Source organism: Stutzerimonas frequens, from assembly GCF_024448335.1.
Taxonomy (GTDB): Bacteria; Pseudomonadota; Gammaproteobacteria; order Pseudomonadales; family Pseudomonadaceae; genus Stutzerimonas; species Stutzerimonas frequens.
In genome coordinates this window covers 281,712-301,336 of the sequence record NZ_JAMOHM010000001.1, presented here as the reverse complement: position 1 = coordinate 301,336, position 19,625 = coordinate 281,712, and the positions used below count along the sequence as shown (strand labels likewise).

Below are 19,625 nucleotides of genomic sequence, written 5' to 3'. Positions count from 1 at the left end.
CCGCCAGTGGCGGGGTTCTTTTTCGCAGGCCGGATCAGCGTCTGATCAGCTGTCGTCGCCGTCGTCGTCATCGCTGCCATCGACGCGCATGCCCAGCTCCTTGATCTTGCGCGTCAGGGTGTTGCGACCCCAGCCGAGCAGCAGCGCGGCGTCGCGGCGGCGGCCGGCGGTGTGCTTGAGCGCGGTCTCGATCATGATGCGCTCGAAGGCCGGCACCGCCTCGTCGAGCAGGTTGCTCTGGCCGCGCGCCAGGGCCTGATCGGACCAGTTGCGCAGCGCCTGTTCCCAGTTGTGCGCCGGCTGCGCCTCGGCCTGCTGGTTGAGCAGCTCGGGCGGCAGGTCGTCGACATGCACTTCGCGTCCGGACGCCATGACCGTGATCCAGCGGCAGGTGTTCTCCAGCTGGCGCACGTTGCCCGGCCAGGGCAGGTGCTGCAGGTATTCCTTGGTTTCCGGCTTGAGCACCTTGGTCTCCACCGACAGTTCCTGCGCGGCGCTGGCGAGGAAGTGCTCGGCGAGTGCCGGGATGTCCTCGCGGCGATCAGACAGGCGCGGAATGTGGATGCGGATGACGTTCAGGCGGTGGAACAGGTCTTCGCGGAACTTGCCGGCCTGCACCAGGGTTTCCAGGTCCTGGTGCGTCGCGGCGATGATGCGCACATCGACCCGCACCGGCGTGTGGCCGCCGACCCGGTAGAACTCGCCATCGGCCAGCACGCGCAGCAGGCGGGTCTGGGTGTCCGCCGGCATGTCGCCGATCTCGTCGAGGAACAGGGTGCCGCCGTCGGCCTGCTCGAAGCGGCCGCGGCGCTGGTTGGCCGCACCGGTGAAGGCACCTTTCTCGTGACCGAACAGCTCGGATTCCATCAGATCCTTGGGGATCGCCGCCATGTTCAGCGCGATGAACGGCGATGCCGAGCGTGGGCTGTGGCGGTGCAGCGCATGGGCCACCAGCTCCTTGCCGGTACCCGACTCGCCATTGATCAGCACGGTGATGTTGGAATGGCTGAGGCGACCGATGGCGCGGAACACCTCCTGCATCGCCGGTGCCTCGCCGATGATCTCCGGCGTGTGATGACGATTGGCCGGCTGCTGCTGGTTCTGCTGCTCCTGGGCGTGCTGGTTGGCGCGCTTGACCAGCGACACGGCGTCGTCGACGTCGAACGGCTTGGGCAGGTATTCGAAGGCGCCGCCCTGGTAGGAGGCCACCGCGCTGTCCAGGTCGGAGTGCGCGGTCATGATGATCACCGGCAGGCGCGGGTACTGCTCGCGGATCTGCGAGAGCATGTCCAGGCCGCTGAGGCCGGGCATGCGGATGTCGGAGATGATCACATCCGGCTGCTGGCGGGCGAGGCGGGCCAGCACGCTGTCAGCGCTGTCGAAGCTCTGCGTGGCCATGCCTTCCTGTTGCAGGGCCTTTTCCAGGACCCAGCGGATGGAGCGGTCGTCGTCGACGATCCAGACGTTTTCGCTTCGGCTCATGCTGATGTGGCTCCTTGTTCCAGCGGTAGGAAGATCGAGAACACGGTGTGGCCGGGATGGCTCTCGCATTCGATCAATCCCTGGTGCTGACTGATGATGTTCTGGGTGATGGCAAGGCCCAGCCCGGTTCCGTCCGGGCGACCGCTGACCATCGGATAGAAGAGCGTGTTCTGCAGCTCGGCGGGGATGCCCGGGCCGTTGTCGATGATCTCGATGCGCGCCACCAGGCGATGGCGGATATGGCCGATGGTGAACTGGCGCAGCGTGCGGGTGCGCAGGGTCAGGCGGCCGAGGCCCAGCTCGTTCTGTCCGGCCAGTGCCTGCATGGCGTTGCGCATGATATTGAGCACCGCCTGGATCATCTGTTCGCGGTCCATCAGGACCTCGGGAATGCTCGGGTCATAGTCGCGCACCAAAATGATGCTTCCCTGGCATTCCGCCTCGATCAGGCTGGCCACATGTTCGAGCACTTCGTGGATATTGGTCATCGCCAGCGACGGCAGCTTGTTCGAGCCGAGCATGCGGTCGACCAGATTACGCAGACGGTCGGCCTCCTCGATGATGACCTCAGTGTAGTCCTTCAGATGTTCTTCCGGCAGCTCGCGGGCCAGCAGCTGTGCCGCGCCGCGGATGCCACCTAGCGGATTCTTGATCTCGTGGGCCAGGCCGCGCACCAGCATCTTGGTGGTTTCCTGCTTGGACAGCTGGGCCTCTTCCTTGGTGATGCGCAGCAGCCGGTCGCGCGGCAGCACTTCCAGTAACAGCATGGTCTCCTGGCGCGTCAGCACCGGGGTCACCGCGTAGTCGACGGTCAGCGACTGGCCGGTGGCGGAGGTCAGGGTGGCTTCGCGCTTGGTGAACGGGTGGGCTTCTTCCACAGCCTGGCGCAATGCCGCCAGGGCTTCCGGCGATTCGGTGAACAGTTCGCTGATGAATTGCCCATGGCTGCGCTGACCGCTGACGGCCAGCAGCATTTCGGCCGCCGGGTTCATGTACTCCAGGCGCAAGCGCGAGTTGAGCAGCAGCGTCGCGGTGGTCAGGTTCTCGATCAGCAGGCGTTGCAGGGCTTCGTTGATCATGACTGGTCTGCATCCGGAGGTTCGTGCAGGAAATGCAAGAACCAAACCAAGCGCGCCATTGCGGCGCGGATCGGCCTGATGCTGCAGCCCTACGGGCTGTCCGGTGACCCAAATTGGTGACGAGCGATCGGCTCGTTCATTGGGCGCACCAAACAGGTGCACTCAATGATCATAGAAAGGGCACGAAGGGAATGTCGCGTTTTTCTACCGGTTTGTCCTTCAGCGGGCATTCCGGGCGCACGCCGTAATCGGCCTTCTTGCACGGGTTGACCATGCGTCGCTGGGCCAGAGAGGTGCGAAGCAGGTGAAAGGACCGGATCGCACTGCGTTGCAGTTCGCGTTCCTGCTCATCGATCACCGCCACTGCCAGCTGGTGTGTGCCGCGATCGACATTGCTCAGCTCGAATTCCGCCTGCTCGGCTGGCGCACCGAACGGTTGTCCGTCGAGCAGCACCTGATAAGCGTGCCCGGGTTGCAGCGCAGGCTCGGCTTGCAGGGTGACGTTGACCGTGCCCGCATTGTTGCGGATCGCCTCGTCCTCGGTCGGACTGATGATGTGCAGCCGATAGTCGACGGGTGTTGCTTTCACCGCTGGCCCGGCGGTCGGTGCGGCCTGCACGGGAGGCGCAGGCATGCTGTTCGATGGTTTTAGCCGTACCTCCTCCGCCATCTGGCCGGCCGGGCGATCGGTAAAGACCCGATTGCCCTCCGCATCTATGTAGGAATAGACGCCGGCGAGAGCCGGCAGCGCACTGGCGAGCAGCAGGATGGCAGCTGCCTGGCGAACGATTCTCAAGGCGCAGGCCTCGCCGGCTTCGGCCGCAACGCCGGGCTCGAGGTATGCACACGCTGCACCGTGAACCGCTCCGGCTGGCTGCGCTGAATGACCCGCTCGCCGCTCAATATCTCGACATGCAGGCGGTGTTCGCCGCGTTCGACATTGTTCAGTTGCAGGGACGTGGCCGCGCTGGCGGCGGCCTGAGGGATGCCATCGAGTACGAAGCGCAGGCTGTGGCTGGGTTGCAGCGGCGGCTCCAGCACAGCGCTGACGACGAAGCTGCCGTTGTTGGCGCGCAGCGCCTCATCATCGGGAATTCCGGCTACCTGCAACGTCTGGTAGGGCGCCTGCTGCGTCTGCTGGCTGTCCGGCAATGGCGGTGGCGGCTCGGGCGTACGGATATTGACGGTATTGGCCGGTGGCAGATCCACCGTATCGGCCTGCACGCCTTCCGGCGGTTGGTTGGTGAACACCGTGTTGCCTTGCTCGTCGGTGTACTTGTAGATCTCGGCGAAGGCCGGGACGCTGAGGATGAACAGCAGGCTGAACAGGGCGCTACGCATGGGTGGCTCCGCAGGAGGTGGACCGTCGAAGCCTTGCACTGCAACGGCCTTCAGGCAAGCACGATCGCTGCGATTTGCGAGGCGTGACAAGCTGCATGGATCGCAGTCGCCGGGCAGAAACGAAGAAGGCCACCCGAGGGTGGCCTTCCTGTCACGCGAACTGGATCAGACGCTGTAGTACAGGTCGTATTCCAGCGGGTGCACGAAGGTGCGCACCTTGATTTCTTCCTCGGACTTCAGCTCGATGTAGGCATCGATGAACTCGTCGGAGAACACGCCGCCCTTGGTCAGGAACGCGCGGCCCTTGTCCAGCTCTTCCAGGGCTTCCTTCAGGCTGCCGCAGACCTGCGGGATCAGCTTGCCTTCTTCCGGCGGCAGATCGTACAGGTTCTTGTCGGCGGCATCGCCAGGATGGATCTTGTTCTGGATGCCATCCAGGCCAGCCATCAGCAGTGCAGCGAAGCATAGGTACGGGTTGGCAGCCGGGTCCGGGAAGCGCGCTTCGATACGACGGGCTTTCGGGCTGGAAACGTACGGAATACGGATCGAGGCCGAGCGGTTGCGCGCCGAGTAGGCCAGCATGACCGGTGCTTCGAAGCCCGGGACCAGACGCTTGTAGGAGTTGGTCGACGGGTTGGTGAAGCCGTTCAGCGCCTTGCCGTGCTTGATGATGCCGCCGATGAAGTACAGAGCGGTCTCGGACAGGCCGGCATAGCCTTCGCCAGCGAAGGTGTTCTTGCCGTCCTTGGAGATCGACATGTGCACGTGCATGCCCGAGCCGTTGTCGCCGTAAAGCGGCTTCGGCATAAAGGTCGCGGTCTTGCCGTAGGCGTCAGCGACGTTGTGTACGCAGTACTTCAGGGTCTGAACTTCGTCAGCCTTGGCGACCAGGGTGTTGAACTTCACGCCGATTTCGTTCTGACCGGCAGTGGCCACTTCGTGGTGGTGCACTTCGACGACCAGGCCCATCTCTTCCATGGCGTTGCACATGGCGGTACGGATTTCGTGGTCGTGGTCGCACGGCGGAACCGGGAAGTAACCGCCCTTGACGGCCGGGCGATGGCCCTTGTTGCCGCCTTCGACGTCCTGGTCGGTCATCCAGGAGCCCTGCTCGGAGTAGATCTTGAACATCGAGCCGGAGATGTCCGACTTGAACTTGACCTGGTCGAAGATGAAGAACTCCGGCTCCGGGCCAACGAATACGGTGTCACCGATGCCGGTGGACTTGAGGAATTCCTCGGCGCGCTTGGCGATGGAGCGCGGGTCGCGGTCGTAGCCCTGCATGGTGCTCGGCTCGACGATGTCGCAGACCAGGATCAGGGTCGGCTCTTCGGTGAACGGATCGAGCACAGCGGTCTCGTCGACCGGCATCAGGATCATGTCGGAGGCTTCGATGCCTTTCCAGCCATGGATGGACGAACCGTCGAACATCTTGCCGTGCTCGAAGAAGTCTTCATCCTGGGCATCACGAGCCGGGACGGTGACGTGGTGCTGCTTGCCTTTGGTATCGGTGAAGCGCAGATCAATCCACTTCACATCGTAATCTTTGATCAGTTGAAGCGACTTCGACATGGTGTTCTCCAAGTGGTGGAAGCGTGACAGTGAGCTTCCGAATCAGGGTGAAGCCGGGCGGCGATGTTCCGCCAAGGCGACCTGCCTCACAAGAGAGCAAATTGCATGCCAGTGCTCCGTCTTGGGACTGCAGGCCCGCAACAGCGCTGCCGCAGCCTTTGGCCGTGCTAAATGCTAGCTGTCACGGCCGAAGCGTGCGCGTTAATGGTGCGAACGGTCGTGGCTGCGCATCGTTTTGGTGCGCGGCGCCCGGCCTCAAAGAAAGCGATTAAATCTTGAGCAGTTTCCGCTATACTCCGCGCCCCTCTTTTCCAGCCATACCGGCACCCGCGCTGTTTCCATGAAGCTGATCGTCAAGGTTTTTCCCGAAATCACCATCAAGAGCCCGCCGGTGCGCAAGGGCTTCATTCGCCAGTTGGCGAAGAACATCCGCACCGTGCTGCGCGAGCTCGACCCCGAGGTGCGGGTCGAAGGCGTGTGGGACAACATCGAGGTGGAAACCGCGCTCAGCGAATCGAAGCCGCTGCGCGAGATGATCGAGCGCCTGCGCTGCACGCCCGGCATCGCCCATTGCCTGGAGGTCCACGAGTACCCGCTGGGCGATCTCGACGACATCGTCGCCAAGTGCAAGGCACACTACGCCGAGCGCCTGCCGGGCAAGATCTTCGCGGTGCGCTGCAAGCGCGCCGGCAAGCACCCGTTCAGCTCCATGGACGTCGAACGGCATGTCGGCAGCCAGCTGCGCCAGCAGTGCGGTGCCGCCGGCATTTCGCTGAAGGCGCCGGAAGTCGAAGTGCGCATGGAAATTCGCGACCAGCGCCTGTTCGTCGTCCACGAGCAGCACGACGGCATCGGCGGCTATCCCCTGGGTGCGCTGGAACAGACCCTGGTGCTGATGTCCGGGGGGTTCGACTCCACCGTCGCCGCCTATCAGATGATGCGCCGCGGGCTGATGACGCATTTCTGCTTCTTCAACCTCGGTGGCCGCGCCCATGAGCTGGGCGTGATGGAAGTCGCCCACTATCTATGGAAGAAGTACGGCAGCTCGCACCGCGTGCTGTTCATCAGCGTGCCGTTCGAGGAAGTGGTCGGCGAGATCCTGCAGAAGGTCGACAACAGCCAGATGGGCGTGGTGTTGAAGCGCATGATGCTGCGCGCCTCGACCGAGATCGCCGAGCGCCTGCACATCGACGCACTGGTCACCGGCGAGGCGATCTCCCAGGTCTCCAGCCAGACCCTGCCGAACCTCTCGGTGATCGATTCGGCCACCGACATGCTGGTGCTGCGCCCGCTGATCGCCAGCCACAAGCAGGACATCATCGACACCGCCTTCGAGATCGGCACCGCCGAGTTCGCCAAGAACATGCCCGAATACTGCGGCGTGATCTCGAAGAACCCGACCACCCGCGCCAAGCGCTATCGCGTCGAGCACGAGGAAAAGCAGTTCGACATGGCCATCCTCGAGCGCGCCCTGGCCAGTGCCCGCCAGGTGCCGATCGACCGGGTGATCGACGAGTTGGGCGAAGACATCAAGGTCGAGGAGGTCAGCGAGGCGACGGCCGGCCAGGTCATCCTCGACATTCGTCACCCCGACGCCGCCGAGGACGAACCCCTCGAACTGTCCGGCATCGAAGTTCAGACCTTGCCGTTCTACGCGCTGAACAACCGTTTCAAGGAACTGGATGAAAACCGCCAGTACCTGCTGTATTGCGACAAAGGTGTCATGAGCCGCCTGCATGCTCACCATCTGCTGAGCGAGGGGCATGTGAATGTTCGCGTCTATCGTCCGGCCTGACGCATCGGTGAAACAGCCGGGGCTGTTGGGTGGCAGCATTCGCCACCGCCCTCCCGACCGCTGCTGATCGCAAGGCCCAGTCGTTACAACTCGGACAGCCTGACGTCGTCCGGACAATTCCCAGCTTCGAGCCCGAGTTCGAAGCTATCTACAGAGAAACGAATCAGTGATCGAGAATCTTCGCAACATCGCCATCATCGCCCACGTCGACCATGGCAAGACCACCCTCGTCGACAAGCTGCTGCGCCTGTCCGGCACCCTCGACCGCAAAGAAGCGGAAAACGAGCGCGTGATGGACTCCAACGACCAGGAAAAGGAACGCGGCATCACCATCCTGGCCAAGAACACCGCGCTGAAGTGGAACGGCTACAACATCAACATCGTCGACACCCCCGGCCACGCCGACTTCGGCGGTGAGGTCGAGCGCGTGATGAGCATGGTCGACTCCGTGCTGCTGGTGGTCGACGCCCAGGACGGCCCCATGCCGCAGACCCGCTTCGTGACCCAGAAGGCGTTCAAGGCCGGCCTGCGTCCGATCGTCGTGGTGAACAAGATCGACCGCCCGGGCGCGCGTCCGGACTGGGTCATCGACCAGATCTTCGACCTGTTCGATAACCTCGGTGCCAGCGACGAGCAGCTGGACTTCCCGATCGTCTACGCCAGCGCCCTGAACGGCATCGCCGGCATGGACCACGAGAACATGGACGACAACATGGATGCCCTGTTCCAGGCCATCATCGACCACGTTCCGGCGCCCAAGGTGGACGTCGACGGCCCGTTCCAGATGCAGATCTCGCAGCTGGACTACAACAGCTTCCTTGGCGTTATCGGTATCGGCCGCATCGCTCGCGGCACCGTGAAGACCAACACCCCGGTGACTGCCATTGGCGCCGACGGCAAGAAGCGCAACGGTCGTGTTCTGAAGATCATGGGCCACTCCGGCCTGCAGCGGGTTGAGGTGGCCGAAGCCACCGCCGGCGACATCGTCTGCGTGTCCGGCATGGACGAGCTGTACATCTCCGACACCCTCTGCGACCAGAGCGCCGTCGAGGCGCTGCCGCCGCTGACCGTCGACCAGCCGACCGTTTCCATGACCTTCCAGGTCAACGACTCGCCGTTCGCCGGCAAGGAAGGCAAGTTCGTCACCAGCCGCAACATCAAGGACCGTCTGGACAAGGAGCTGCTGCACAACGTGGCGCTGCGCGTCGAGCAGGGCGACAGCCCGGAGAAGTTCAAGGTCTCCGGCCGTGGTGAGCTGCACCTGTCGGTACTGATCGAAACCATGCGCCGTGAAGGCTTCGAGCTGGCCGTCGGCCGTCCGGAAGTGGTGATCATCGAGAACGAGGCCGGCGAGAAGCAGGAGCCCTACGAGAACGTCACCATCGACATCGAAGAGCAGCACCAGGGGCCGGTGATGGAGCAGATGGGCCTGCGTAAGGGCGATCTGACCAACATGATTCCCGACGGCAAGGGCCGCATCCGCCTGGAGTACACCATCCCGGCGCGCGGTCTGATCGGCTTCCGCAACAACTTCCTGACCCTGACCTCGGGCACCGGCATCCTGACCTCGACCTTCAGCCACTACGGCCCGATCAAGGCCGGCGAAGTCACCAACCGCCAGAACGGCGTGCTGGTCTCCATGGCCACCGGTACCGCGCTGACCTACTCGCTGGAAACCCTGCAGGCCCGCGGCAAGCTGTTCCTCGAGCCCGGCCAGGACATCTACGAAGGCCAGCTGTGCGGCATCAACAGCCGTGACAACGACCTGGTGATCAACCCCACCAAGGGCAAGAAGCTCGACAACATGCGCGCTTCCGGCAAGGACGAGGTCATCGCGCTGGTTCCGCCGATCAAGTTCACTCTCGAGCAGGCGCTGGAGTTCATCGCCGACGACGAGCTGGTGGAAGTGACGCCGAAATCGATCCGCCTGCGCAAGAAGATGCTCAACGAGAACGACCGCAAGCGCTACGAGCGCGCCAAGGTCTAACACTCGTTGCGAGACAACAGAAAGGCGCCTTCGGGCGCCTTTTTGCTGTCTGCTGATTGCCAAGTCGACCTGCTCCGGCGTGCCGAGCATGCAGCGAGCGGCCTGCCAAAATTCTACAAGACCTCTACAAGTCTCGCCCTTGAGCCTGCGAGAGCACGCCTTGCTGGCAGGTATGTCCAGATTCAGCCCGCTTTCGCTCGACATTCCGTCGATAAAAAACTTGTACAGGTAGTGTCATAGCGACATTATCATGTACAAGTTTTGCATCGCTTCGTGTATCGCTCGAAGCACCAACGACTGGCTGATGGGCTGCCGCGCAGCCTCGCAAGGAGAGTTCGATGAACAAGCAGATGTCGGTATCCATGCGCCTGGCCCTGGGGTTTCTGGTGATCCTGGCGCTGATGGTGGTGGTCGCCGTGGTCAGGCGCTCAAAGTCGACATCATCGACCGCAGCATGAGCCAGATCAGCTCGCAGGCCGGCCTCAAGCAGCGCTATGCGATCAACTTTCGCGGCAGCGTGCACGACCGTGCGATCGCCGTGCGCGATGCCGTCAGTGCGGCTGATCCCGCGTTTGCCCGTGAGCAGGTGGCGGAGATCGAGCGACTGGCGCAGCTGTACGCCGACTCGGCGGCGCCGATGAAGACGATGCTCGCGCAGCCCTCCGCCGATACCGTGGAAAAGCAGCTGATGCTGCAGATCGAGACCATCGAGGCGAAGACCAACGCGCTGACCCAGCAGGTGGTCGAGCTGCGCTTCAGCGAGGGCTCGGAGCGTGCCTACGACTTTCTCCTGGAAAACGTCGCCGGCGCCTATACCGAATGGTTGCGGCTGATCAACGCATTCATCGATCACCAGGAATCGAGCATCAATCAGGACGTGACCGTGGTCCGCGAGACCGCCAGCGGCTTCCTCGCGCTCATCGTCGCGGTGACCGGCGTGGCGGTTCTGCTGGGCGTGGCCATCGCCGTGGTGATCATCCGCAAGCTGCGTTCGACCCTCGGTGCCGAGCCGGACGAGGTAGCCCGTGTGATCGGCAACCTGGCCAATGGCGATCTCGGCCAGGTAATCGTCACCCCGTACCCGGACAGCGTCATGGGGGCGACCGCGAAGATGGCCAGCCGCCTCACCGCGATCATTGCCGAGGTGCGCGCTGCCGCCGATGGCGTCGGCGTCGCCTCGGGTGAGTTGCGTACCTCCTCGGCGAACAGCAACCCGCAGATCCAGCACCAGTCGGCCGAGGCCGAACAGGTCGCCACGGCGATCAACCAGATGGCCACGACGGTGAACGAGGTGGCGAGCTTCGCCGCCCGTGCCGCCGCTGCGGCGAAGAGCGCCGACGAGCAGGTCGAGACCGGTACGCGAATCGTCGGCGAGACGGCCATTTCCATCCATAACCTGGCCAAGGTGCTGGAAAGCGCGACCGAAACCTTCAACCAGGTCTCGGCGCAAAGCGGCGATATCGAAAAGATCCTGCAGGTCATCAGCGCCATCGCCGAGCAGACCAACCTGCTCGCGCTCAACGCCGCCATCGAGGCGGCGCGCGCCGGCGAACATGGTCGCGGCTTCGCAGTGGTGGCCGACGAGGTGCGCTCGCTGGCCAACCGTACGCAGCTGTCATCGAGCGAAATCAGCGAGATGATCGCCTCGCTGCAGGCCGGAGCCGGCAGGGCCGTGGAGGTGATGCAGTCGAGCAAGCTGCTGGCGCAGCAGACTGTCGAGCAGACGCTGCAGGCGGAAAATGCGCTGACCAAGATTCGCCAGGAAGTGGGTTCGATCAACGAGATGAACGCGCAGATCGCGACCGCATCCGAGGAGCAGAGCGCGGTGGCCGAAGAGGTCAATCAGAGCGTCACGCGCATCCATGATTCGACCGTCGCCAGTTCGGCCGCCTCGAATCAGGTAGCGTCGTCGAGCCAGGACCTGACCATGCTGGCCGAGGAGCTGAATCGCAAGGTCAACTACTTCCGCATCTGACCCCGTGCGCCGCACGGACGAACAGCCCCTGCCAAAATACCTGGGTGTTGTACGCGGTCAGGCTTACTGGCGAACCCAGGTCTGGCTGCGGCCCAGCGCCTCGATGCCGATGTAGCCGCGCACTTCCAGCTTGTCGCCGCCATCCAGCAGGCGGGCCTTGGAGCGATAGGTCTTGCCCTTGGCCGGGTCGAGGATGGTGCCGTCGCTCCAGGCCTGCTCGCCGTCCGGCTTGAGGTCCCAGAGGATGGTCATGCCGGTGATGGGCTGATCCTTGCGCTCGCCTTCGCACTCGCTGCAGAGCGGGTTCGGCCCGTGCTCCGATTGCAGAATCTGCGCCACCTTGCCGGTCAGCGTGCCATCGGCGGCCTGCTGGATCTCGACGATGGACTTGGGCTTGCCGGTCTCGTCGTCGATGGTCTGCCAGCGCCCGGCAGGCGATTCGGCAGCTGAGGCCAGCGAGGGGAGCGAGAGCGGCAGGGCCAGCAACAGGGCATTGAACAGTGGGCGCATGGTTTCTCCAGTGATCAGAAGGGCGCCGCCGACTCTACCACCGGCAATTGCGCCCCGTTGCCCCTGGCCGCCTGACCGGTCGGTTCTCGTCACATACGCCGTCTCGCTCGTCCTGTTTCCGCTGGATTCGGCGTGGCTGGCGAAACCGATGTCGCTGTCTCGATTGGGCATGTTGCCGATAGACGGCGAGTCGAGCAGCTTGTCCACCCTCTGCCGGGTGATCGCGTGCCCGCCACGAACGTCTGCTTGAAGAGCAGCACCGGCGCATCGAAGAGCTCCATTCGTTGCCAAGGCGCGAGGCGCAGCTGATGTACGTGGCGGCTGTCGTGCGATGGCCACGCTAGCCGCGCTCGACGGCGATTTCGCCGGCGCGGGCGACCAACAGCGTTTCCCGCTGAGCGAACCGTTCGGTTCGGTCAGTGATCTCATCGAGCGTTTGTGCCTATGACAGGCCGGCCATCGCGGCGATGGCAAAGGCCAGACCAATGACGCACCTGCGCCACTGGCAGGCTTGCACACGTCGACGGCCCCTGGTCGCGCCGCTGTTGCCGGTTGCACGCGGGAACAGCGCAATGGGCCTGGACCGATGTCCCAACACGCGTACGGCTAGGTCCCGGTCCGTTCGAATTGCTTCAGCGCCTTGTCGCAGCCCATGCCCGAACCTTCGCCGAAACCGGGTTCGAGCCACGGCAGAATCGCCAGCGGCGGCGCGACGATGGCGCCCAGGACGCTGGCGAGCCCGCGGGCGACCAGCGTGTCGGTGATCACTTCCACTTGCGGATCACGCAAGGTGCCACGCAGTTGGATCGGCGCCTGACCCGATAGCAGGCTGAAGTCTCTGGCGTGGGCGTCGAATGCCAGTTTCAACCGCTCGGTGGCCAGGTCGATCTGGCCGCCCCCGGTCAGGTTGCTGTCTTGGGTGCTGACGAAGAACCGCTCCAGATGCGCAATGCCGGCGTCGGCGTCGAAACGCAGGTAGCCGCAGCTCATGTCGGTAGGTGCGTCGTTGATGAGCGCGGCGATCGAGGCTTCGCCCGCGTTGAGCCCGAGTAGCTCGATCGCGACCTTGTCCAACTGGCCGCCCGACATGGCTAGCTCCAGGCGGCCGTCGGCGCCGGCCGCCATCTCCGCCGCGGACTGCCCGCTGACGGCCAATCGCAGCCCGTTCGAGCAGGTCGCGGGCATTGCCCAACAGGCGATCGGCTGCCATGGGGCGGCGCTCGCCCGTGCGGGTCGGTCGAGGCATCAGGCCCCAGCGGTCGAGGTCCAGCTGGTCGCCTTCGAGGCGGATGGCCACCCTTGGCTCGGAACCGGCCTGCACGCTCGCCGCACCGGTCAGATGGCTGCCGTTGGTACGCAGGTCGATATCGCTCAACGCCCACTGCGAGCCGTCGCGCCGCGTGTTTGCCTGCAGCCTGAGCGGCGGCAGGTCGATCGGCAGCGCATCGAAGGCCATGGCGTCCGACGCAGAGGCCGTCAACCGGCCCTGCAGCTGCTCAAGGCTGGGTAGCGAGGCACTCTGTCCCTCGAACCGCAGTTGCAGAGCGCCAAGCTGGGCGTTCAGCGAGAGGGTATAAGGGGCGTCGGCCGCCAGCGCCCGCGCTGGTGGGTCACCGATGAGCGTCAGGCTGACGGGACGGCCGCGGAATTGGCCGGAACCTTCCACGTTCAGCCGACGCGGACCTTCGTCACTGGGAGGCGTCGCCACCGACAGGTCAAGCTGAAGGTCGAGCTGGGCATCGCGGTAATGGATCTCGCCGTCGCGGATGCGCAAGGGATCGGGGCTGAACGGCAGCGAACCTTGCTCCGGGCCGTCACCCAGCGGCGCGGCCCAGTTCGTTTGACCATCGGCTTGGCGGGCGAGGTGGACTTGAGGTTGAACCAGCTGGAGCGACCGCAGCTGCACGTCACCGGTCAACAGGGCACCGACGCCCAGCCGGGCACGCAACGCGTCGAGCGTCAGCAGCGGCGCGTCGGATGCCCAGTCGGCGTTGGCGATGCGCAGGTCGCGAAGCTGCACGCCCAGCGGCAAGCCCCATTCGATGTCGAATTCGCCGATGGACACCGCGCGCCCGTCCAGGCGCTGGCTCAGCTGGCGCTCGATCAGTTGCCGGGCCCAGGGTGACTCGGCCAGCAGGGCAAGACCGCCCAGCAGAACGAGAATGCCGGCAAGACCGGCCAGCAGCCATGGGGTCGCTTTGGACACCTGTTCCTCCTTCCGGCAAGCCGTATGGGATGGATATCGATGGGTGTCCTATGTGCAACCCCGATAAGCGGGGAGAGGTCGGCCGCTGCGGTTACCGACGGCCGAACGGATCCTGACGCGGTTACTCGCAGCCCCAGCTTGGCGAGGGTCTCTGCAAGGGCACCGGCCACACCGTCGAAGGCGAAGGACTAGACGGGATAGCAGCGCCCGGCTGACTCGCCGGGCCACCAAGCTGGCCGGCACAGCAAGTCGTCATTCCACGGCACCCCGCTAGACTGGCTTCGTCTCCACGAAAACAAGAAGAACGAATGAGTAGCACCGACGGCATAGCACTGGATAGCTGGCGCGCCAGCGCTCGCGAGTTCGATTTTGGCGGCAAGCGCATCCGCTACTGGACGGCTGGCGAAGGCGAGCCGCTGCTGCTGATCCATGGCTTTCCCACCGCCAGCTGGGATTGGCACAAGGTCTGGCAGCCGCTTGCGGCGCGCTATCGGCTGGTTGCCTGCGACATGCTCGGCTTCGGCTATTCGGCCAAGCCGCGCGGGCACGCCTACAGCCTGATCGAGCAGGCCGACCTGCAGCAGGCACTGCTGGCGGAGCTGGGTATCGGCGGTGCGATCCATGTGCTGGCGCATGACTATGGCGACAGCGTGGCTCAGGAGCTGCTGGCGCGGCATTGCGAAGGGCGCATCGCGCTGGCCAGCTGCGTGTTCCTCAATGGCGGGCTGTTCCCGGAAACCCATCATCCGGTGCGGGTGCAGAAGCTGCTGCTCGGCCCGTTCGGCTTCCTGCTGGGCAGGCTGTTCTCGCGGCGTACGCTCGGGGCGACCTTCGGCCGGGTGTTCGGTGCGCAGACGCAGCCGAGCGACGCCGAGCTGGACGATTACTGGCGACTGATCGCCGAGAGCGACGGACCGGCGGTGATGCACCGGCTGATCCGCTACATGCCCGAGCGGGTCAGGCAACGCGAGCGCTGGGTGACAGCCATGCAGCGCTGCAATGTGCCGTTGCGGGTGATCGACGGTGCCGCCGATCCAATCTCGGGTGCACACATGGTGGCCCGCTACCGCGAGCTGATTCCGACGCCCGACACCGTGCTGCTGGAGGGCATCGGCCACTACCCGCAGGTCGAGGCGCCGGAGCGGGTGCTTGAACACTACTTCGACTTTCGTGCGCGTCTTGCTGCTGTAGAGGGTGGCAGTTGAAAAAACGACATCGTGCCCGAGCACCTGCAAGCCGAGGGGGAGAGGTGGCGCGAATTATTGCGGGCCCGCCGTGACCTGACGGGCCAGCGAACTCCTTGGTGCCTGACCGTTCTCACGTAGTAGGACTCAATGGAGAACCCGGATGAAAAGACCAATTTTGGCGTTCGCTGCCCTCGCGTCTGCTCTCCCTGCTCTAGCCGACGACCCGATGGTCGTGACTCGTCTGAATGGCATGAATATGGGGATCGAGGAACTTGGCGTGCCTTCGGCATCCTCTGAACAGGTCGATCTGCGTGGTGTACTGGCGATCAAGGTGACCAACCGCAGCGCGGAGACCGCTTCCTGCCAATTCCATGCTCTGCCTGAGGAAACGGCCATGACGGCTACACCCGCTGCTTCGATCAGCCCGAACGAAGAGGTCGTCATGCAAGTGCCGGGTAAATATTCCGCGGGCGGCCCGATTGCCATGCTCGTCTGCAAGCCAGTAGGCGCAGCGAGTAATTGATTGGGCAGAAGATTCCACCGCCCTGAGCTGGGCTCACCGCCCAGGGGAAGAGGAGAACACCATGAACAGATACTTGCTTGCTTCCATTTCGATGGCCACGCTTTTTCTATCCGTACCGCATGCGGCCGCACAATGGCCGGCAGGTACCCCTCGTGATGACACTGGCTCGCGGGCAAGTCAGATGGGTAAACCGACCCCTCAGGAGAAGCTCGAAACACATCGAAACGAGCAGGGGCAGATCGTCACGGAGGACGGTCGGCCGGTCGAAGGTTTGTCGGACAGCGAATCGGTACCTAATCGAAATCTGCATCGGACCGAACAGGATACGGTGACCGCAGACCCACCTCACCAGTCAGCTACACCAGGCGAGCTTGAGTAACCGTTCGTCAAAGGGGGGCTGCGTTGTATGCCACCGCTACCCGTTGCATGCCGAGCGCGAAGCTGGGACTCGCGCTCAGGCCACATGAAGCGAAACAACCCCGCTCGCATCGCCTGAGCGGGGCATTTCCCGTCGCGTAACGTGCTTAACGCAGCGCTACAGCAACGCTTCACTTCATCATCGCGATCACACGGTTGCGCAGCTCCGGGTCGGTCTGCACGGCTTGGTTGATGGCGTTGTACTCGTCGATGCTGATGTCGTTTTCCTCGATCACGCCGAGCATCTTCTCGTTGGCCTGCTGCTGAAGATCGCGGGCCTTGTCGGCGTCTTCGGTCTGCTGCAGCTTGCCGGTGAATTCCTCGCGGATCTCCATGATCTCGCCGAGCGACTCGGCGAAGCTTTCCAGTTTTTTCTCACCGAACTGCTGGGCCTGTACACCGGCCGCAGGCTGCGCGGTGGGGGCCGGGTTGGCTGATTGCGCCGATGCAAGGGGGGCGGCCAGGCCGAGGAACAGCGAGAGGATTCCGGTGAAGGCGAGACGAGCGTTGTGCTGGGTCATGTTCATTCCTGCTTCGGTTAAAGACGCCTTTAACAGTGCAGCAGCCGTGCCAGGTGCTCACTCTTAACGTAACTGATTGAAATATAAGTAATTGATCGTTTCATCGGGGCGCGCTGGCCGTAGCCAGTGGCCTGCTGTAGTGTGCCGGAATGACACATGTATCAATCTGGCAGCGCCCGGCGAGCTTGCGTGGCGCGCTGTTGCTCAAGGTCATCGTGCCGCTGATGGCGATCATGTTCGGCTTCAGTTCGGTGGTGCTCTGGACGGTCGAGCGCAGCAGCGAACGGCGCCTGCAGGCCGAGGTCGAGCTGGTCGCGCGGGCGGTGCGCCTGCCGCTCAGCGCCAGCCTGGAGAAGAACCACGAGCGCACCCTGCAGCAGGTGCTGGAATCGGTGCTTGGCGTCGGTCGTGTGTATGGCGCCTATGTCTACGACCGTGACGGCAAGCTCGCGGCTTATGCCGGCGCGGTGGAACCGGATCAGGATGAGTCGGCGATCCAGCAGCTCACCGCCGGTGGCGAGCGGACCGGCACCTATCAGCGCATCAATGGCCGCCCGGTGTATTCCTACTTCGTTCCGCTGGAAGAAAGTGGCGGGCAGATCAATGGCCTGCTGCAGGTGACCCGACGCTGGGGTGATTTCGAGCAGGACATCCGCCGCCTGCGGCTGATCGCTGCGGGCCTCGGCAGCTTGCTCGCCGGGGTGGCGCTGGTGGTGATCCTGCTCGGCCATCGCTCCGCGGTGGGCAAGCATCTGCAGCAGCTGGCGCGCAGCATGGAGCGGGTCGCGGCCGGCGAGCGCGAGCATCGAGCGCCGCGCAGCGGGCCGCAGGAGATCGTCGTGCTCTCCGGCGCGCTGAATCAGATGCTCGACAGTATCGCCGCCGCCGAGCGCCAGGTCGCCGAGCAGCAGGCCCGCGAGGAGCAGTTGCAGGCGCGCCTGCGTCAGAGCCAGCAGCTGGCGGCAGTGGGGCGGTTGGCAGCCGGGGTGGCGCATGAGCTGGGCAGCCCGCTCAGCGTGATCGATGGCAAGGCGCAGCGGGTGTTGCGCGACGATGAGCTGGGCGAAACCCACCGCCGCGCGCTGTTGCAGATTCGCCAGCAGGTGGCGCGGCTCAGTGCCATCGTCCGCCAGCTGCTGGATTTCGGCCGCGCCGCCGGCTCGCCGCTGCGCAAGGTGCCCGCCGAGGTGCTGGCGCATTCGGCAGCCGCGGCGGTGGCCGATGAGCTGGCTGCACTGCAGGTTCGGCTGGAGCTGCAGGCACCGGCGCAAACCCTGTACTGCCGGGTCGACCCGCCGCGTTTCGAGCAGGCGCTGACCAATCTGCTGCGCAATGCCGCCCAGGCCAGCCCTGGCGGATTGGTGCGCCTGCGCTGGTGGCGCGATGGTGCCGAATTGATGTTGCAGGTCGAGGACGATGGCCCCGGCATTGCCGAGTCGAACCGCGCGGCGCTGTTCGAGCCGTTCTTCACCACCAAGCCGGTGGGTGAGGGCAGCGGGCTGGGGCTGGCAGTGGCCCATGGCGTGGTCGGCGAGTGCGGCGGACGTATCGAACTGGTCGACGGCGACCTGCCGGGCGCAGCCTTCCGTATCGCATTGCCATTGATCGACGAGGAGGTCGAGCATGACTGAAGTGACGCAGGAGCGGGTGCTGCTGGTCGAGGACGACGACAGCCTGCGCCAGTTGCTGGTCGAGGAGCTGGAAGATCGCGGCCTGCAGGTGCGTGCGCTGGCCAGCGCGGAGGAGGCGGTCGGCTCGCTGGAAAGCTGGGAGCCGGCGCTGGTGGTCAGCGATCTGCGCCTGCCCGGTGCCGATGGCATGGCGCTGTTGCGACGGGTCAAGATGATGCAGGCGGCGCCGGCCTTTCTGGTGATCACCGCGTTCGGCAGCATCCAGCAGGCGGTGGCGGCGCTCAAGGAGGGCGCCGACGAATTCCTCACCAAGCCGCTCGACCTCGAGCACTTCGCCCTGGCGGTGGCCCGGGCGCTGGAGACACGCCGTCTGCGCGACGAGGTGCGGCGCTTCCAGCAGCTGCTCAGCGATGATCGCTTCCACGGCATGCTCGGCCGCAGCCGGGTGATGCGTGGCTTGTTCGACCAGATCCGCCAACTTGCTCGCGCCGAGGGGCCGGTGCTGGTGATCGGTGAGAGCGGCACCGGCAAGGAGCTGGTGGCCAGGGCGGTGCATGCCGAGAGCGAGCGCGCCAAGGGGCCGTTCCTCGCGATCAACTGCGCCGGGTTGCCGGCCGAATTGCTAGAAAGCGAGTTCTTCGGTCACGTCGCCGGTGCCTTCACCGGCGCCAACCGCGCGCACAAGGGGCTGTTCCAGCAGGCTGACGGTGGCACGCTGTTTCTCGACGAGATCGGCGAGATGCCGCTGCCGCTGCAGGCCAAGCTCCTGCGCGTGCTGCAGGAAGGCACGATCCGCCCGGTGGGTGCCGAGCGCGAGCTGAGCGTGGACGTGCGCATCATTGCCGCTAGCAACCGCCCGCTGGAAACCGAGGCGGGGCGCGAGGCCTTCCGCGAGGACCTGTTCTTCCGTCTGGAAACCTTCATCCTGCAGGTGCCGCCGCTGCGTGATCGCGAAGAGGATCTCGAACTGCTGGCGGCCGGTTTCGTCGCCCACTTCGCCGCGCGCAGCGGGCGGCCGGTGCGCGGCATCGCGCCGGCGGCACTGGCGCAGCTGCGGCGCTATCCGTTCCCCGGCAACGTGCGCGAACTGCAGAACGCCATCGAGCGTGCGGTGACCTTCTGCCACGGGCGCAGCATCGAGCTGGAGCACCTGCCCAGCCGCATCGCCGACTATCGTGATGACAAGGCGCGCAGTGCCGGTGCCGAGCTGCTCGCCCAGCTCAGCGACGGTCCACTTTTGCCGACACTGGAAGAGCTGGAACTGCGCTATATCGAACACGTGCTGAAACTGGTGGACGGCAACAAGCGCCGCGCGGCGGCCCTGCTGGGCATCGGCCGGCGCACCCTGTACCGGCGCCTCGGCGAGCGCGAGGACGGTTGATCGGGCTCGCCGCAGGGC

General features: G+C 64.6%; 16 protein-coding genes and 2 pseudogenes. 9 read left to right on the top strand and 9 right to left on the bottom strand.

Features of this window, described 5'->3' with window-relative positions:
- Positions 1-45: 45 nt before the first annotated feature.
- From ntrC to glnA, 5 genes are all read right to left on the bottom strand, one after another.
- Complete coding sequence (gene ntrC, locus NAO55_RS01430) at positions 46-1,482, bottom strand: nitrogen regulation protein NR(I) (RefSeq protein ID WP_013981495.1); 1,437 nt, start codon at positions 1,480-1,482, stop codon at positions 46-48.
- Positions 1,479-2,561 (bottom strand): nitrogen regulation protein NR(II), encoded by a 1,083-nt coding sequence (gene glnL, locus NAO55_RS01425; RefSeq protein WP_017244102.1) that lies wholly within the window; start codon positions 2,559-2,561, stop codon positions 1,479-1,481. Before glnL ends, ntrC begins: the two co-directional genes overlap by 4 nt.
- A 169-nt stretch (positions 2,562-2,730) precedes the next feature.
- Positions 2,731-3,357, bottom strand: coding sequence for a DUF4124 domain-containing protein (locus tag NAO55_RS01420; RefSeq protein WP_102839442.1), 627 nt, complete (start codon positions 3,355-3,357; stop codon positions 2,731-2,733).
- Positions 3,354-3,902 carry a DUF4124 domain-containing protein gene (locus NAO55_RS01415; protein WP_102839443.1) on the bottom strand — a complete coding sequence of 183 codons (549 nt, stop codon included), beginning with the start codon at positions 3,900-3,902 and terminating at the stop codon, positions 3,354-3,356. Before NAO55_RS01415 ends, NAO55_RS01420 begins: the two co-directional genes overlap by 4 nt.
- 165 nt (positions 3,903-4,067) lie before the next feature.
- Positions 4,068-5,474: a glutamate--ammonia ligase gene (glnA, locus tag NAO55_RS01410; RefSeq protein WP_003303004.1), complete on the bottom strand. Its 1,407-nt coding sequence runs from the start codon at positions 5,472-5,474 to the stop codon at positions 4,068-4,070.
- Between the two features lie 340 nt (positions 5,475-5,814).
- Between glnA and thiI the strand changes: the two genes are divergently transcribed.
- The 3 genes and pseudogenes from thiI (at position 5,815) to NAO55_RS01395 (ending at position 11,231) form a co-directional block, all read left to right on the top strand.
- On the top strand, positions 5,815-7,269 hold the full coding sequence (thiI, locus tag NAO55_RS01405) for a tRNA uracil 4-sulfurtransferase ThiI (RefSeq protein WP_102839444.1): 1,455 nt from the start codon (positions 5,815-5,817) through the stop codon (positions 7,267-7,269).
- A gap of 166 nt (positions 7,270-7,435) precedes the next feature.
- Positions 7,436-9,256 carry a translational GTPase TypA gene (typA, locus tag NAO55_RS01400; RefSeq protein WP_063539459.1) on the top strand — a complete coding sequence of 607 codons (1,821 nt, stop codon included), beginning with the start codon at positions 7,436-7,438 and terminating at the stop codon, positions 9,254-9,256.
- A gap of 338 nt (positions 9,257-9,594) precedes the next feature.
- Positions 9,595-11,231, top strand: a pseudogene (locus NAO55_RS01395) (methyl-accepting chemotaxis protein).
- Between the two features lie 63 nt (positions 11,232-11,294).
- Here NAO55_RS01395 and NAO55_RS01390 read toward each other — a convergent pair.
- Both NAO55_RS01390 and NAO55_RS01385 read right to left on the bottom strand, forming a co-directional pair.
- Positions 11,295-11,741: a DUF2147 domain-containing protein gene (locus tag NAO55_RS01390; RefSeq protein ID WP_102839445.1), complete on the bottom strand. Its 447-nt coding sequence runs from the start codon at positions 11,739-11,741 to the stop codon at positions 11,295-11,297.
- 606 nt (positions 11,742-12,347) lie between these two features.
- On the bottom strand, positions 12,348-12,830 hold the full coding sequence (locus tag NAO55_RS01385; RefSeq protein ID WP_232244579.1) for a hypothetical protein: 483 nt from the start codon (positions 12,828-12,830) through the stop codon (positions 12,348-12,350).
- Between NAO55_RS01385 and NAO55_RS01380 the strand changes: the two genes are divergently transcribed.
- Positions 12,829-13,251, top strand: coding sequence for a hypothetical protein (locus tag NAO55_RS01380; protein ID WP_102839447.1), 423 nt, complete (start codon positions 12,829-12,831; stop codon positions 13,249-13,251). The genes NAO55_RS01385 and NAO55_RS01380 overlap by 2 nt on opposite strands.
- On the opposite strand, the pseudogene NAO55_RS20945 reads toward NAO55_RS01380, so the two are convergent.
- A pseudogene (locus NAO55_RS20945) lies at positions 13,204-13,947 on the bottom strand (AsmA family protein); the annotation flags it as partial. The gene NAO55_RS01380 and the pseudogene NAO55_RS20945 sit on opposite strands and share 48 nt — an antisense overlap.
- 308 nt (positions 13,948-14,255) lie before the next feature.
- On the opposite strand from NAO55_RS20945, the gene NAO55_RS01370 reads away from it, so the two are divergent.
- From NAO55_RS01370 to NAO55_RS01360, 3 genes are all read left to right on the top strand, one after another.
- The gene (locus tag NAO55_RS01370; RefSeq protein WP_102839449.1) at positions 14,256-15,152 is read left to right on the top strand and encodes an alpha/beta fold hydrolase; all 897 of its coding nucleotides are present in this window, start codon (positions 14,256-14,258) and stop codon (positions 15,150-15,152) included.
- Between the two features lie 142 nt (positions 15,153-15,294).
- Positions 15,295-15,657, top strand: coding sequence for a hypothetical protein (locus NAO55_RS01365; protein ID WP_102839450.1), 363 nt, complete (start codon positions 15,295-15,297; stop codon positions 15,655-15,657).
- A 61-nt stretch (positions 15,658-15,718) separates the two neighbouring features.
- Complete coding sequence (locus NAO55_RS01360; RefSeq protein WP_180981613.1) at positions 15,719-16,036, top strand: hypothetical protein; 318 nt, start codon at positions 15,719-15,721, stop codon at positions 16,034-16,036.
- 169 nt (positions 16,037-16,205) lie between these two features.
- Here NAO55_RS01360 and NAO55_RS01355 read toward each other — a convergent pair whose 3' ends face one another.
- Positions 16,206-16,595: a DUF4168 domain-containing protein gene (locus NAO55_RS01355; RefSeq protein ID WP_102839451.1), complete on the bottom strand. Its 390-nt coding sequence runs from the start codon at positions 16,593-16,595 to the stop codon at positions 16,206-16,208.
- Positions 16,596-16,744: 149 nt separating this feature from the next.
- Between NAO55_RS01355 and NAO55_RS01350 the strand changes: the two genes are divergently transcribed.
- Both NAO55_RS01350 and NAO55_RS01345 read left to right on the top strand, forming a co-directional pair.
- Positions 16,745-18,226 (top strand): sensor histidine kinase, encoded by a 1,482-nt coding sequence (locus NAO55_RS01350; RefSeq protein ID WP_102839452.1) that lies wholly within the window; start codon positions 16,745-16,747, stop codon positions 18,224-18,226.
- Positions 18,219-19,607 carry a sigma-54-dependent transcriptional regulator gene (locus NAO55_RS01345; RefSeq protein ID WP_102839453.1) on the top strand — a complete coding sequence of 463 codons (1,389 nt, stop codon included), beginning with the start codon at positions 18,219-18,221 and terminating at the stop codon, positions 19,605-19,607. The genes NAO55_RS01350 and NAO55_RS01345 overlap by 8 nt, the downstream gene beginning before the upstream one ends.
- Positions 19,608-19,625: the final 18 nt, after the last annotated feature.

What these genes read in the sequence shown, in the direction of transcription:
- NAO55_RS01350 (WP_102839452.1), top strand. Translation starts at nt 16,745, where the DNA reads ATGACACATGTATCAATCTGGCAGCGCCCGGCGAGCTTGCGTGGCGCG.
- glnL (WP_017244102.1), bottom strand. Translation starts at nt 2,561, where the DNA reads ATGATCAACGAAGCCCTGCAACGCCTGCTGATCGAGAACCTGACCACC.
- NAO55_RS01355 (WP_102839451.1), bottom strand. Translation starts at nt 16,595, where the DNA reads ATGACCCAGCACAACGCTCGTCTCGCCTTCACCGGAATCCTCTCGCTG.
- ntrC (WP_013981495.1), bottom strand. Translation starts at nt 1,482, where the DNA reads ATGAGCCGAAGCGAAAACGTCTGGATCGTCGACGACGACCGCTCCATC.
- NAO55_RS01415 (WP_102839443.1), bottom strand. Translation starts at nt 3,902, where the DNA reads ATGCGTAGCGCCCTGTTCAGCCTGCTGTTCATCCTCAGCGTCCCGGCC.
- NAO55_RS01365 (WP_102839450.1), top strand. Translation starts at nt 15,295, where the DNA reads ATGAAAAGACCAATTTTGGCGTTCGCTGCCCTCGCGTCTGCTCTCCCT.
- thiI (WP_102839444.1), top strand. Translation starts at nt 5,815, where the DNA reads ATGAAGCTGATCGTCAAGGTTTTTCCCGAAATCACCATCAAGAGCCCG.
- NAO55_RS01370 (WP_102839449.1), top strand. Translation starts at nt 14,256, where the DNA reads ATGAGTAGCACCGACGGCATAGCACTGGATAGCTGGCGCGCCAGCGCT.
- glnA (WP_003303004.1), bottom strand. Translation starts at nt 5,474, where the DNA reads ATGTCGAAGTCGCTTCAACTGATCAAAGATTACGATGTGAAGTGGATT.
- NAO55_RS01345 (WP_102839453.1), top strand. Translation starts at nt 18,219, where the DNA reads ATGACTGAAGTGACGCAGGAGCGGGTGCTGCTGGTCGAGGACGACGAC.
- NAO55_RS01360 (WP_180981613.1), top strand. Translation starts at nt 15,719, where the DNA reads ATGAACAGATACTTGCTTGCTTCCATTTCGATGGCCACGCTTTTTCTA.
- NAO55_RS01385 (WP_232244579.1), bottom strand. Translation starts at nt 12,830, where the DNA reads ATGTCGGGCGGCCAGTTGGACAAGGTCGCGATCGAGCTACTCGGGCTC.
- NAO55_RS01380 (WP_102839447.1), top strand. Translation starts at nt 12,829, where the DNA reads ATGGCTAGCTCCAGGCGGCCGTCGGCGCCGGCCGCCATCTCCGCCGCG.
- NAO55_RS01390 (WP_102839445.1), bottom strand. Translation starts at nt 11,741, where the DNA reads ATGCGCCCACTGTTCAATGCCCTGTTGCTGGCCCTGCCGCTCTCGCTC.